This window comes from Agromyces neolithicus (assembly GCF_039529735.1).
In the GTDB taxonomy this organism is placed as follows: Bacteria; Actinomycetota; Actinomycetes; order Actinomycetales; family Microbacteriaceae; genus Agromyces; species Agromyces neolithicus.
In genome coordinates this window covers 113860-127195 of the sequence record NZ_BAAANJ010000007.1, presented here as the reverse complement: position 1 = coordinate 127195, position 13336 = coordinate 113860, and the positions used below count along the sequence as shown (strand labels likewise).

10 protein-coding genes are annotated in these 13336 nt (G+C 71.1%); 4 read left to right on the top strand and 6 right to left on the bottom strand.

Annotated elements, in window-relative coordinates:
* The first annotated feature begins 73 nt into the window (after positions 1–73).
* The 4 genes from ABD164_RS10875 to rpsT all read left to right on the top strand — a co-directional run bounded on the left by ABD164_RS10875 (position 74) and on the right by rpsT (position 3109).
* Entirely contained in the window at positions 74–1306 is a 1233-nt protein-coding gene (locus ABD164_RS10875; RefSeq protein WP_344296055.1) for a sensor histidine kinase, read from the top strand.
* Positions 1303–1926: a response regulator gene (locus ABD164_RS10870; RefSeq protein WP_344296053.1), complete on the top strand. Its 624-nt coding sequence runs from the start codon at positions 1303–1305 to the stop codon at positions 1924–1926. Before ABD164_RS10875 ends, ABD164_RS10870 begins: the two co-directional genes overlap by 4 nt.
* A gap of 3 nt (positions 1927–1929) precedes the next feature.
* Positions 1930–2730 (top strand): alpha/beta fold hydrolase, encoded by an 801-nt coding sequence (locus ABD164_RS10865; RefSeq protein ID WP_344296052.1) that lies wholly within the window; start codon positions 1930–1932, stop codon positions 2728–2730.
* Positions 2731–2848: 118 nt separating this feature from the next.
* The gene (gene rpsT, locus ABD164_RS10860; RefSeq protein WP_344296050.1) at positions 2849–3109 is read left to right on the top strand and encodes a 30S ribosomal protein S20; all 261 of its coding nucleotides are present in this window, start codon (positions 2849–2851) and stop codon (positions 3107–3109) included.
* A 244-nt stretch (positions 3110–3353) separates the two neighbouring features.
* Here rpsT and holA read toward each other — a convergent pair whose 3' ends face one another.
* The 6 genes from holA to ABD164_RS10830 form a co-directional block, all read right to left on the bottom strand.
* A complete protein-coding gene (gene holA / locus ABD164_RS10855; protein ID WP_344296048.1) occupies positions 3354–4379 on the bottom strand; it encodes a DNA polymerase III subunit delta in 1026 nt (341 codons plus the stop codon).
* Positions 4380–4403: 24 nt separating this feature from the next.
* Positions 4404–6758, bottom strand: coding sequence for a ComEC/Rec2 family competence protein (locus ABD164_RS10850; protein WP_344296046.1), 2355 nt, complete (start codon positions 6756–6758; stop codon positions 4404–4406).
* Entirely contained in the window at positions 6758–7444 is a 687-nt protein-coding gene (locus ABD164_RS10845; protein WP_344296045.1) for a ComEA family DNA-binding protein, read from the bottom strand. The genes ABD164_RS10850 and ABD164_RS10845 overlap by 1 nt, the downstream gene beginning before the upstream one ends.
* 109 nt (positions 7445–7553) lie before the next feature.
* Entirely contained in the window at positions 7554–10127 is a 2574-nt protein-coding gene (leuS, locus tag ABD164_RS10840; protein WP_344296043.1) for a leucine--tRNA ligase, read from the bottom strand.
* An 84-nt stretch (positions 10128–10211) separates the two neighbouring features.
* Positions 10212–11663, bottom strand: coding sequence for an aminodeoxychorismate synthase component I (gene pabB / locus ABD164_RS10835; RefSeq protein WP_344296041.1), 1452 nt, complete (start codon positions 11661–11663; stop codon positions 10212–10214).
* A gap of 67 nt (positions 11664–11730) precedes the next feature.
* Positions 11731–13269, bottom strand: a complete 1539-nt coding sequence (locus tag ABD164_RS10830) for a M20/M25/M40 family metallo-hydrolase (protein ID WP_344296039.1) — start codon at positions 13267–13269, stop codon at positions 11731–11733.
* Positions 13270–13336 lie beyond the last annotated feature (67 nt).

The following is a 13336-nucleotide window of genomic DNA, read 5'->3' as shown; positions in this document are numbered from 1 at the left end:
TTCTCCCATGAGTTGCGTTCCGACTTTCGACGGATGCCTCGCGCGAAGCGCCCCGGCTACGCTCGGAGGCATCATGACCGTCATCGAGCCCTTCGACGAGCGCATCGCCGCATCTGCCCTGCGCCCCGTGTTCACGGCGCTGCGGCTCGGGCTGCACCTGCTCGTCGTCGGGCTCACGCTCTTCGTGGTCGTTCGTGCGCTGCTCGCCGACGACCCTGCCGAGGTGGCGATCACCGTGCTTGCCGTCGCGTTCCTCGCCTGTTACGGCGCCGGCATTGCGGCGGCCCGCCGGCACCTTCCCACGTGGGCGCGCGTGGTGTGGCTCGTCGTGCTGCTCGGGCTGTGGGTCGGCCTGTCGGCCCTCACCCCCGATGCCGCGTTCCTCGCGTTCCCCCTGTTCTTCCTCGAACTGCAGGTGCTCGCCGCCCCTATCGCGGTGCCGCTCGTCGTCGTCACGTTCGGGCTCTCGGTGTGGGGCACTGCGACGCACCTCGGGCTCGAGGTCGGCGCCATTCTGGGGCCGCTGATCAGCGCGGGCGTGGCGATCGTCATCGGCCTCGGCTACCGTGCGATGTCGCAGGAGACCCACGAACGCCAGTCGCTCATCCTCGACCTCGTCGCTACACGCGAAGAGCTGGCGACGGCCAGCCGTGAAGCCGGCACCCGAGCCGAACGCGAGCGCCTCGCCCGCGAGATCCACGACACGGTGGCCCAGGGTCTCTCGAGCATCCAGATGCTGCTGCACGCGGCCGAGCGCGACGTGACCGACGATCAGGTGCGCGAGAAGCTCCGGCTCGCGCGCGAGACCGCCGCCGAGAACCTGAGCGAAACGCGGCGGTTCATCCGCGAGCTCACTCCCCCGGCGCTCGACGCGCAGACGCTGCCCGCAGCCCTCAGCCGCCTCGCGCGCGCCACGACCACGCAGGCTGAGCAGGCCGCGTCGCCCGTGCGGGTCGACTTCGTGGTCAGCGGCGACGCCGTCATGCTGCCGATGGCCACCGACGCCGCGTTGCTGCGCATCGCCCAGGGGGCGCTCGCGAACGTGCTGCAGCACGCCGACGCGACCGTGGCGTCGCTGACACTCAGCTATCTGGGCGACGAGGTCGCCCTCGACGTCGTCGACGACGGGGTCGGGTTCGATCCCGCGGGCACCGCGGCGCGCGCCGCAGTCGACACCGGGTTCGGCGACTTCGGGCTCCGGGCGATCCGGCGGCGGGCTGAGCAACTCGGCGGCACGCTCGAGCTCGAGACCGCGCCGGGCGAGGGCACGGCGCTATCGGTGCGCATTCCGGTGGTGGCGCCGTGATCCGGCTGCTCCTCACCGACGACCACCCGGTCGTGCGCGCCGGCATCCGAGCCCTGCTCGAGAGCGAGTCCGACCTCGAAGTCGTCGCCGAGGCCGCCACCGCCGAAGACGCCGTTCGCCTCGCACTGACCGCCGATGTCGACCTCGTGCTCATGGACCTTCAGTTCCCCGGGGCACTACAGGGCGCCGAGGCGACCCGGCGCATCCGCTCACAGCCCGGCGCGCCGCGCGTGCTCGTGCTCACCAACTACGACACCGACGCCGACATCCTCGGCGCGATCGAAGCCGGCGCGAGCGGATACCTGCTCAAGGATGCCCCGCCGGCCGACCTCATCGCCGCCGTGCGCGCCTCGGCCATCGGTGAGTCGGCGCTTGCGCCGGGCGTCTCGTCGCGGCTCGATGCCTCGCGCACCTCGAACGAACGCCTCACCGCCCGCGAGGCCGAAGTGCTCTCGCTCGTCGCCGAGGGCCGCACCAACCGCGACATCGGGCGTGCGCTGTTCCTCAGCGAGGCGACGGTCAAGTCGCATCTCGTGCACATCTTCACCAAGCTCGGCGTCGGTTCGCGCACTGCCGCGGTCGCGAGGGCCCGCGAACTGGGCGCGATCAGGGCGGGTTGACGCATGCTCCGCGCCCGCGTCGTCCTCGTGCACGGCCTGCGCACCTCGGCGACGATGTGGCGCAGGCAGGTGACCGGTCTCGCCCGGCACGACATCGACGTGGTCGCGATCGACCTGCCCGGGCACGGCGTACACCTGGGCGAGCCGTTCACGGTCGAGGCAGCGATGCACGAGATCGATCGGGCGCTGAATCCCGACGACCCCGAGCCCGGAGCGGTGGCACCCGGTGGCAGGTCGACTCCTGCGGTGCCGCGGCTGCTCGTCGGGCTGAGCCTCGGCGGCTACCTCGCGATCGAGTTCGCGGCGAGGCATCCGAATCGCGTCGACGGCCTCGTGGCGGCATCGTGCGGCACCCGGCCGCGCGGAATCGGACTCACGGCGTACCAGCAGCTGGCCGCACTCATCGGGCGCCTCCCCGACAAGGGGCGCGGCATGAACGACGCTGTGGCGCGTCTGTTCCTCTCTGCCGATGCCGTCGACGACGTGCTGGCCGGCGGAGTCGCGCTCGACGTGATGGGCCCGGTACTGCGAGCGGTCGAGCAGTTCGAACCCGAAGCCTCGCTCGCGTCGCTCGACATTCCGGTCTGGTTCGTCAACGGGCAGTTCGATCACTTCCGCACCGAAGAGCGGCGGCTCCTGAAGGCGACCCGCGATGGCCGGCTCGTCATCATCCCCGGGGCGACGCACCTCGTCAGCCTCACCCGCCCCGACCACTTCACCGCGGTCGTCGTCGGCGCGGTCGCCGAACTCGACCGCCGCTGGGCGGCACGTCGCCGCGCACGCTTTGGCACCGCCGCGACGTAGCTGGTATCGTTGCCTGTTGGCTTACGTGTGGGTCCCACCCCGCACGATCGCCGGGCGCGGGCCCCTCTACCCCGCGACGGCACATCCGGTACCCCACACGAAACGAAAGACGAACCACGTGGCAAACATCAAGTCGCAGATCAAGCGCATCCGCACCAACCGCAAGGCCGAAGAGCGCAACAAGGCCGTGAAGAGCCAGCTCAAGACGGTCGTCCGCGCCGCGCGCGAGGCCATCGCCGCCGGTGACAAGCAGAAGGCGACCGAGGCGGTGCGCGTCGCGTCGCGCAAGCTCGACAAGGCCGTGTCGAAGGGTGTCATCCACCAGAACCAGGCCGCGAACCGCAAGTCGGCCATCGCGAAGCAGGCCGCAGCGCTCTGACGCCAGCCTGAACCAGCTCGACGGCCCCGCACTTCGGTGCGGGGCCGTCGTCGTCGGTGCGGGCGGCCCGTCCGTATGCGCCGAGAGTGCACTCGGCGCCCGGCGTTGGGCACCTGCCCGCTCGAATCCCGACTTCTCCGCGGCCCCCCGTCCCTTCGCCCAGAGTGCACTCCGCGCCCCCGAGAGGGCGCGATGCGCACACTCGACAGCGGCAACCGCGGCTCGGGGCAGTGCCGAGCCGCCCCTACGCGCGGCCGCGAGCCGCGATGACGCCGATGAGCCGCTCGAGCGCGAACACCGGATCGCGCTCGGCGCCCTTGACCGCCGCATCGGCCGCAGCGAGCGCCTCGATCGCAACGCCGAGACCGGCGTCGGTCCAGCCTGCGAGATCGCGCCGAGCGCGGTCGACCTGCCACGGTGCGAGACCGAGCGACGACGCGACCTGCGGCCCTCCGCCGCGCGCACCCGACACCTTGGCCATCGTGCGCACCTTCATGGCGAATGCCGCGACCATCGGCACCGGGTCGGCGCCGCTGTCGAGGGCGTGCCGCAGGGCGATGAGCGCCTCGCCGTATCGGCCGGCGATCGCCGCGTCGGCGACGGCGAACGCGTTGGTCTCGACCTGCCCGCCGTAGTACTTCGCAACGACGGCCTCGGAGATGTCGCCGGGGCTGTCGGCGATGAGCTGCCGGCACGCCGCCGAGAGTTCGCGCAGGTCGTCGCTGAACGCCGCGACCAGCGCACGCAGCGCGCCCGGGCTGATCTTGCGGCCCGCGGCACGGAACTCGGCGACCGCGAAGTCTTGCTTGTCGGAATCGCGCTTGAGTTCGGCGCAGACGATCTCAATGCCGCCACCGGTGCCCGCGCGGATCGCGTCGAGCAGCTTCTTGCCCCGCTGCCCGCCACGATGGCGCAGCACGAGGGTGGTGGCCTCGGCGGTCTGCTCGAGGTAGTCGAGCGCGTCGAGCAGGAAGTCATCGCTCGACTTCTCGACGGCGCTCACCCGGATGAGCCGCGGCTCGCCGAACAGCGACGGGCTCGCGAGCGTCATGAGCTCGCCGCGCCGGTAGCCGTCGGCCTCGAGATCGCTCACCTCGAGCGAGGGGTCTTCGGCGCGGAGGAAATCGCGCAGCATCGTGATGGCACGCTCGGCCAGCACGTCTTCGGCACCGGTGACGAGCACGATGGGGGCCGGCCGCACCGCGTTCCACGCCAACTGCGGGATCGCCGTCTTCGACCGCGCCGAAGCCTGTGCTGTGCGTGCTGCCATCCGTGCCTCCTGTCTGCGTCAAGTCTAGGGTCGGGCACCGACGCGATCGTCGGCGCGCTCGGTCCAGAGCGTGAACCCGTCGTCGGCGGCCGTGAGCAGCGCTGTGCCCGTTCGATCGGTTCGCACCGCGGCGGTTCCGGTGCGCGCGAGCAGGTCGAGCAGGCGGTCGGTCGGATGCCCGTACCCGTTCTCTGCGCCCACCCCGATGATGCCCACCGGAGCCTGCAGTTGCGCATAGAGCTCTTCGCTCTGGTCGGCCGACCCGTGATGGGCGACCTTGACGACATCCACGGCACCGATGGGCGCCGCCGCGAGGAGGCGCCGCTGGGCCCCTTCGCCGAGGTCGCCGAGGAAGATGCCGCGGTAGTCGGGCGTCTCGACGTCGAGCACGACACTGGCGTCGTTGCCGGGCGGGGCGCCCGGCTTCGGCCAGAGCACCCGCCACCGCGCATCACCCAGCAGCCCTCGATCTCCTGCGGTCACCTCGACGGCGCGTGCTCCGCCGGCGACGAGAGGGTCGCGTGCGCGGCTCGATCGCTCGTCGTCGAGCGGACCGTGGACCACCGTGTCGACGCGGCCGACGACCGCGGATGTGCCGCCCGCGTGGTCGGCGTCCCAGTGCGTGAGCACGAGCAGGTCGATGTGGTCGACCGCCAGAAAGTCGAGGCACCGGCGCAGCGCCGCCGGATCCGGCCCGGTGTCGATGAGCGCCGTGGCACCGCCCGAGCGGAGCAGCACCGCGTCGCCCTGGCCGATGTCGCATGCCGCGATCGTCCACGACCCGGGTCGCAGCGCCCTGCCGAGCGTCGGGGCGCCGAGGCTGATGCCGACCGGAAGGGCGACGGCGATCAGCAGCACCGCGATCGCGGCGGCACGAATCCGCGGCCTCGGCGTGCGATCGAGCACCAGCCAGAGCGCGAGCGCGGTGCACGCGACGAGCAGCGCCGCGCCCGCGGCATCTGGAATCCAGGGCAGCCGCCCGAACGGCAGGGCGGCTGCGGCGTGCGCGACGAGCGCGATCCAGCTCGCGGGCACCCATGCGATCTGGAGGAACGCGAAGCCGACCGACGGCAGCAGGGGCAGCAGCAGGCAGCCGACCAGGCCCGCGATCGTGCCGACCGGCGCGGCGGGGGCAGCGAGCAGGTTCGCGGGGACGCCGTAGAGCGAGAGGGCCGGGTCGAGCAGGATGAGCACCGGCTGGCAGGCGAGCTGAGCCGCGAGCGGTACTCCCAGAACGATCGCGAGCGGCGTGGGCATCACCCGCGCCATGGCCTTCGCCAACGGTCCGGCCAGCAGCAGCAGTCCGGCGGTGGCGCAGACCGAGAGCGCGAAGCCGTAGTCGCGCGCGTACCACGGGTCGACGCAGAGCAGGGCGATCACCGCGACCGCGAGCGCGGAGACACCCCCGTGAGGTCGACCCGACGCGAGCGCGATGAGCACGACGACCGCCATCGCGCCCGCCCGCACCACGCTGGACTCGGGCGTCACCAGCACGATGAACCCGACGAGTGCCACAAGCGCCACTCCGACGCGTGTGCCGCGCCCGAGGCCGGCGGCCGCTGCGAGGGCGAACGCTGCGGCGGTGACGATCGCACAATTGGCGCCTGAGACGGCGGTCAGGTGGCTGAGCGAGCTCGCCTTCATGGCGTCGTCGAGCGGGGCCCCGACGGCGCTCGTGTCGCCGATCGCGAGCCCGGGCACGAGCGCTCCTCCGTCGCCGCCGAGGGATGCCGCGGCGTCGCCGAAACCCGCACGCAGGGCCCCGCTCCACGCGAGCCAGAACGGCGGCGCGGCATCGTGGACGTCGTCTGCGACGCGCAGCCGGAATGCCGACGCCTCGGCCGCGGGCAGCCTTGCGGCGTTCGCCTCGAACGACAACGTCGTGCCCAGCTGCAGCCGCGAAGGTGCGAGATCGACGGTCACGGTGATGGGGACCGCGCCGACCCGGGCCCCGTCGACTGCGATGACTCTTCCCTCGACCCGTTGCGGCAGGTCGGCCGCGCCCGCGTCGCTCCCGTCGAACCAGGGCACCGACATCGCCTGCGGGGCACCCGTGAGTTCGACGACCACGCTCACCGTGGAACCGCTCGACGCCGCTTCGGCGAGGGGTGACCGGTCGCGCGCGTCGAGCGCAGCACCGGCTGATGTCGCCACCACCCCGGTCGCCGCGAGTGCGACCAGCACGGCCGCACACCACCGCATCGCGACGTGCGCCGCACGCACCCGCAGCACGACGAGCATCACGAGCACCGCCAACGCAGATGCCCAGACGCCCATGACCGCCGGCCATGTCGCGATGCCGGCATCGGGTGCCGCGACGACGAGCCAGGCGCCCGCCCAGGCCGCGACCGCCGGGATGGCGAGCCGCAGGTCGGGCATCACGGTGCCACCTTGTCGGCGAGCCCTGCGAACACCGCGTCGCCGATGCCCGCGACGTCGAGCAGCTGTTCGGCGCTGGTGAAGGGGCCGTTCGCCTCACGCCAGTCGATGATTCGCTGCGCGAGTGCGGGCCCGATGCGTGGCAGCGTGTCGAACTCGGCGACATCAGCCGTATTGAGGTGCACGAGCCCGTCGGCGACGGTGCCCGTGTTCGAACCGTCGGCGGCGGTCGCCCCCGGTGGTGGAACGGCGCCGACCACGGGAACGACCAGCTGCTCGCCGTCGACCACCGGTCGTGCGAGGTTCACCCCGGCGGGGTCGGCCTCGGGCGTGAGCCCGCCGGCCGCGGCCACGGCGTCGACCACACGCGCCCCGGCCTCGAGCTCGACGAGCCCCGGTCGAGACACCGCGCCGAGCACGTGGACGAGTACCGGCGCGCCGGAGACCGCGCCTTCGACCGCTTCGCCCTCGGCGCCTGCTGCGCCACCGACCTCACCGGTGACCGCCCCGCCGATCGTGCCCTGCGCGCCGCCGCCCGTCGCGGTGAACGAGAGCACGGCGGCGACGGCGACGGCGCCGATGAACAGCGCCACCGCCGCTCCGACCGTGACGCGGAGTCGCGGCGACGCTCGTCTGGAGCCTGGGTCGAGTGCCCCCAGCGGATCGGGGCCGGGGGCTGCGGGCATACCCGCACGCTAGGCGCGGCAACGATCACCGAGGTGTCGGGTCACCCGACCTGTCGATCGTTCACCCCGGTGCGGCCTCTGTCGAGGACGAGTGGCCCCGACGACCCGCTCATCTGCGGGTGGCGATGTTCACCAGACGGGGCGCGCGAACGATGACGTTCACGATCTCGCGTTCGCCGACCGACCGCGACACGGCTTCTGACGCCCGGGCCAGCGACTCGAGCTCGTCGGGCGAGATCTTCGGCGAGACCTCGAGCCGCTCGCGCACCTTGCCGTCGACCTGCACGATGGCCGTGACCGACTCCTCGACGAGGAGCGCGGGGTCGGCCTTGCGCCACGTGACGAGCGCGATGCTCGGCTCGTAGCCGAGTCGTTGCCACATGTCTTCGGCGGTGTACGGCGCGAACAGGTCGAGGACCATGGCCGTGACCTCTGCGGCTTCGCGCACAGCCGCATCGCCCGCGCCGGCGCCCGAATCGATCGTCTTGCGCGTCGCATTGACGAGTTCCATGAGGCGGGCGACGACGACGTTGAACTTGAACGCCTCGACGAGACCCGGCGCGTCGGCCAGCAGTCGGTGCGTGATGCGCCGCAGCGCGGCATCGCCCGTCTTCCACTCGATCTCGGGCGACGAGGTCACCTCGCCCGAGATTCGCCACGCGCGGGCGAGGAACTTCGCAGCACCCACCGGCGAGACATCCACCCAATCGATGTCGTCTTCGGGCGGACCCGCGAACGCGAAGGTCACCCGCAGCGCATCGGCGCCGTGCGCAGACAGTTCGCTCGCGAACTCGACGAGGTTGCCCTTCGATTTCGACATCTTCGCGCCGTCCATGATGACCATGCCCTGGTTGAGCAGCGAGGTGAACGGTTCGGTGAAGCTCACGTATCCGAGGTCGAAGAGCACCTTGGTGATGAAGCGCGAGTACAGCAGGTGCAGAATGGCGTGCTCGACGCCGCCCACGTACTGGTCGACGGGCAGCCATTTCTCGGCCTCGGCGACGTCGAACGCCTGGGTTTCGTCGTTGGGGCTCAGGTAGCGCAGGTAGTACCACGAGCTGTCGACGAACGTGTCCATGGTGTCGGAGTCGCGCCGCGCCGCGCCGCCGCAGTTCGGGCAGGCGACGTTCACCCACTCCTCTGCTGCGCCGAGCGGGCTCGAGCCCTTGGGCTTCAGGTCGAGTCCCGCGGCGTCGGGCAGCCGCACGGGCAGCTCGCTCTCGGGCACGGGCACCTCGCCGCACTCGGCGCAGTGGATGATCGGAATCGGCGTGCCCCAATAGCGCTGTCGCGAGATCAGCCAGTCGCGCAGCCTGAAGTTCTTGGCCGCGCGCCCCTGCCCACGCTGCTCGAGCACCTCGATGACGCGTCGGATCGCGTTGGACTTCGAGAGCCCGTCGAGCGGGCCCGAGTTGATGAGGCGCCCGTCGCCGCCGAGCGCGATGCCCGTGGAGGCGGGGTCGAGCAGCGGCACGTCGTCGGGCATGATCGGGTCGCCCTGCTCGTCGAGCTGGATCACCGGGATGACGCCGGTGACGGGCGCGTTCGTGTCGACGACCACGCGCACGGGCAGGTTGAACGCCCGGGCGAAGTCGAGGTCGCGCTGGTCGTGCGCGGGCACCGCCATGATCGCGCCGTGGCCGTACTCGGCGAGCACGTAGTCGGCGGCCCAGATCGGCAGGCGCTCGCCATTGACCGGGTTCACCGCGTATCGCTCGAGGAACACACCGGTCTTCGGACGATCGGTCGCGAGACGCTCGATGTCGCTCTCGGCCCGCACCGAGTCGAGGTAGTCGTTGAAGCGCTGCTGAACTTCGGTGGATGCCCCGGCGACGAGCTCGGCGGCGAGCTCGGCATCGGGTGCCACGACCATGAAGGTCGCCCCGTAGAGCGTGTCGGGGCGAGTCGTGAACACACTGACCCGCTCGTCACGGCCCTCGATCTCGAAATCGACGTCGGCGCCGGCCGAGCGGCCGATCCAGTTGCGCTGCATCGACAGCACCTTGCTCGGCCAGGCGCCCTCGAGCTGGTTGAGGTCGTCGAGCAGGCGGTCGGCGTAGTCGGTGACGCGGAAGTACCACTGCGTGAGGGCCTTCTTCGTGACGACGAATCCGCAGCGCTCGCAGTGGCCGTCGATGACCTGTTCGTTCGCGAGCACCGTCTGGTCGTTGGGGCACCAGTTGACCTGGCCGGCCTTGCGGTAGGCGATGCCCTTCTCGTAGAGCCTCAGGAACAGCCACTGGTTCCACTTGTAGTACTCGGGGTCGCTCGTGTGCAGTTCACGCGACCAGTCGAACGACGGCGCGTACTGGCGGAAGGCGCGCTTCTGCTGGTCGATGTTCTCGTACGTCCACCCGCGCGGGTCGACGCCGCGCTTGATCGCCGCGTTCTCGGCCGGCAGGCCGAACGAGTCCCAGCCCACGGGATGCAGCACGTCGAAGCCCTGGTGGCGCCAGTACCGCGCCACGGTGTCGCCGTAGCCGAACGCCTCGGCATGGCCCATGTGCAGGTCGCCCGACGGGTAGGAGAACATGTCGAGGATGTACTTGCGGGGCCGGGTGTCGCCTGCGCGGCCGGCGCGGAACGGCTCGAGCTCGTCCCACACGGGAAGCCACTTCGCCTGGATCTCGGCGAAGTCGTACGCGCCGTTCTCGGCGGGTGCAGGGTCGTGATCGTGTGCCACGTGACTCTCAATCGTGTGTCGGTGGGAGGGTCGCCCGAGGTTCAGGGCACGCCGCATCGCGGCGCGCTCGAGCATCAAGCCTACTCACTCCTCGCGCGGCGATGCCGCCCCGAGCACCGCGAGCAGCGCCCGCGCCTTCACCCGGGTCTCCTCGATCTCCTCATCGGGGTGCGAGAGCGCGGTGATGCCCCCACCCGTGCCGATGCTCGCCCCTGCCGGTGTCAGCACGATCGAGCGGATGACCATCGCCAGGTCGGCGCTGCCGTCGAGGCCCAGGCGCCCGAACGCCCCCGAGTAGATGCCGCGCGGGCCCTGTTCGAGCTCGTGCAGGATCGACATCGCGCTGTGCTTCGGGGCGCCCGTCATCGAACCTGCGGGGAAGGCCGCACGCACGACGTCGAGCGCGGTCGCGGGCGGGGCGATGCGGGCGCGCACCGTCGAGACGAGCTGGTGCACGTGCGCGTACTCCTCGACCTCGAGCAGGTTCGGCACGCTGACGCTGCCGAGTTCGGCGATGCGACCCAGGTCGTTGCGCATGAGGTCGACGATCATGAGGTTCTCGGCGCGCTCCTTCTCGCTCGCGAGCAGTTCGGCGCGCAGCGCTTGGTCGGTCGCCGGGTCGGCACTGCGTGGCCGAGTGCCCTTCATGGGCTTCGTCGAGACGACGCCGTCAGGCTGCACGAGCAGGAACTGCTCGGGCGATGCACTCAGCAGTGCCACGTCGCCGAAGCGGATGAATCCTCCATGGTGGCTCGGGCTCGAGGCGCGAAGGGCAAGGTAGGTCGACGCCGGGTCGGGCCGCACGTCGACGTCGATGCGGTTGGTGAGGCACAGCTGGTAGGCGTCACCGCGCACGATGGCGGCCTGGCACTCGGCGATGAGCCGGGCGTACTGCACGGGACCGTGCCGCCAGCGGACGAGCGGCGGATCGGCGGCCGCGCGCGCCGGCACACCGAACGGCGATGCGGATGTCCCGTGCGCCCGCTCGATCGTCGTCGCAAGCTCCGCGGCCCACGCGTCGGTCTCGGCTCGCCCGCCCTCGTCGTCGATCCAGACGAGCCGCACCGACCGCGCCGCATGGTCGAACACGATCGCACGGTCGACGAACATCAGCGCGGCGTCGGGCGTCTCCGCCTGCGACGTCGCGACGCCGTCGAGGTGTGCGCCGAGCTCGTACCCGAACCAGCCGTACCAGCCGAGGAATCCGCGGTCGTCGCCCGTTCCGGGCTCGGCGGGGGGTACCGACATGAGCCTTGCATCGTTCAATACGTCGTCGAGCACCCCGAACACTGATCGGCTGGCGGTCCGGCCGGCACCGTCGGGCGGACACGTGCGCGTCACGGTGCCGGCGATCGCGTCGGCCGTCACGAGTTCGCTGCCGCCGTGGCCGGCGGCCATGATGCTGACCCCCGCCGAGGCATCGGCACCGCCGTCGAGCCAGACGACGTGCGAAGCGTCGAGGTATGCCGCGCGGAAGACGAGTTCGGGGTCGCACCACACCGGCAACGGGCGGGATCGCACGCGACGACGGGGCATCCTCTCAGCCTAGGACGCGAAGGGGCGGCGCGGTCGCCCGCGCCACCCCTCGCTCACCGTGTACCGATCAGCGCAGTGCCTGGTGGCCCTTGAACGCCGGATCGAACTGCACGCCCTTGCCATTACCCTTGGCCGTGCCGTTGACCGCGGAGGTCGTCTCGGCGAAGGTCAGGGTGGAGTGCGCGATCGCGTCGGACATCAGGCCCAGCGTGTCGTCGTTGATGTTGTCGAACGTGTCGCACGCCGCGTGGTAGCAGGGGTCGTACGGTTCGCCGGCGGTGCCGCCGAAGATCCCCGCCTGTTCCGCGGACTTGATGCCCTCGGCACCGGTGAAGAGGCCGCCCGCCGGGATGCCCGCCTCGATGAAGCCGAAGTAGTCGCTGCGGCCGTCGAAGTCGGTCGGCGCCGACGGCTCGCCCTGGCTGTCGAAGAAGTCGACGAAGACGTCCTCGATCAGTCCCGATCCGTTCGGGCCCGCCACACCCAGAGCGTCGCCGTCGCCGTCGTAGACGAAGTTCACCGAGTTGAGCGAGCCCACCATGTCGAAGTTGAGGTTCAGCGCGGTTTCCTTGATCTCGCGAGGCGTCAGCTGCGAGACGTAGAAGCTCGAGCCGATGAGGCCGTCCTCCTCGCCGCTCCAGAACGCGAAGCGCACCCGGTTCTCGGGCTCGATCTCGAGCTCTGCCATTGCGAGCGCGGTCTCGAGGATCGCGGCGGTGCCCGACCCGTTGTCGTTGATGCCGGGGCCTTCGGCGACGCCGTCGAGGTGTCCGCCGACGACGACCGTGCGGTCGGTGCGACCGGTCGGGGTGTCCGCGAGCAGGTTCTCGGTCGTGACCTGCACGACCTCGGCCTCGAGGTTGAGACGCATCTGCAGGCCGGGGGTGGTCGCCCACTCCTCGCCCAGCGCGAACGGCGCGCTCACCACGGGGATGTCGCGCACCGGCTCGCCGAGCGTGCCGCCGAACAGGCCGAACCGGTCGTCTCCGGGAACGTCGTTGCCCTGGTTGAACACGATGACGCCCGATGCACCGGCGGCGTCGGCGTTGTCGGCCTTCACGGCGAAGTCGCACGAGCCGCGCTGGATGAGCGCGATGTCACCCGCCGGGAAGCCGGCGAAGTCGGCCGCCTCGCAACCGCTCGTGGAGGCGCGGTCGCCGACGAGGTTCACGTCGACTGCGGTGACGGCCGCAGTGGTGTCGCCCTCGCCCGAGAAGTCCATCGGGAAGTAGTCGACGCCCAGCACGTAGACGGCGGCGTTCGGGCTGAGCTGCTGCAGCGTCGAGTCGCCGAAGTCGGTGCGCTCGTACGAGAACTCCTGTCGCGTCGTGAGGTACCCGGCTGCATCGAGCAGACCCTCGACGTAGTCGACGGAGGCGTCGTGTCCCGCCGTGCCGGCGGCGCGGTTGTCGTTGTTCGCGTCGGCGATCGCCTGGAACTCGGCGAGGTGCTGTGTGACGCCCTCGACGGTGACGGCGGCGCGGAGCGCCGAGGTGTCGGTCGCCACGGCCGCCTGCGCGGGCACGGCGATGGCGACTGCTCCGCACACGGCGGCGGCGACGAGCAGGGCACCGGCCCTCGTCGTCGTTCGGGTTCGATGGTTCACAATTGCTCCTTCGTTGGAGGTCTGTGCTCGCGACATCCGCGGTCGGACATCGCAGTGGCACCGTCTG

What these genes read in the sequence shown, in the direction of transcription:
- ABD164_RS10875 (WP_344296055.1), top strand. Translation starts at nt 74, where the DNA reads ATGACCGTCATCGAGCCCTTCGACGAGCGCATCGCCGCATCTGCCCTG.
- ABD164_RS10865 (WP_344296052.1), top strand. Translation starts at nt 1,930, where the DNA reads ATGCTCCGCGCCCGCGTCGTCCTCGTGCACGGCCTGCGCACCTCGGCG.
- holA (WP_344296048.1), bottom strand. Translation starts at nt 4,379, where the DNA reads ATGGCAGCACGCACAGCACAGGCTTCGGCGCGGTCGAAGACGGCGATC.
- ABD164_RS10850 (WP_344296046.1), bottom strand. Translation starts at nt 6,758, where the DNA reads ATGCCCGACCTGCGGCTCGCCATCCCGGCGGTCGCGGCCTGGGCGGGC.
- ABD164_RS10845 (WP_344296045.1), bottom strand. Translation starts at nt 7,444, where the DNA reads ATGCCCGCAGCCCCCGGCCCCGATCCGCTGGGGGCACTCGACCCAGGC.
- pabB (WP_344296041.1), bottom strand. Translation starts at nt 11,663, where the DNA reads ATGCCCCGTCGTCGCGTGCGATCCCGCCCGTTGCCGGTGTGGTGCGAC.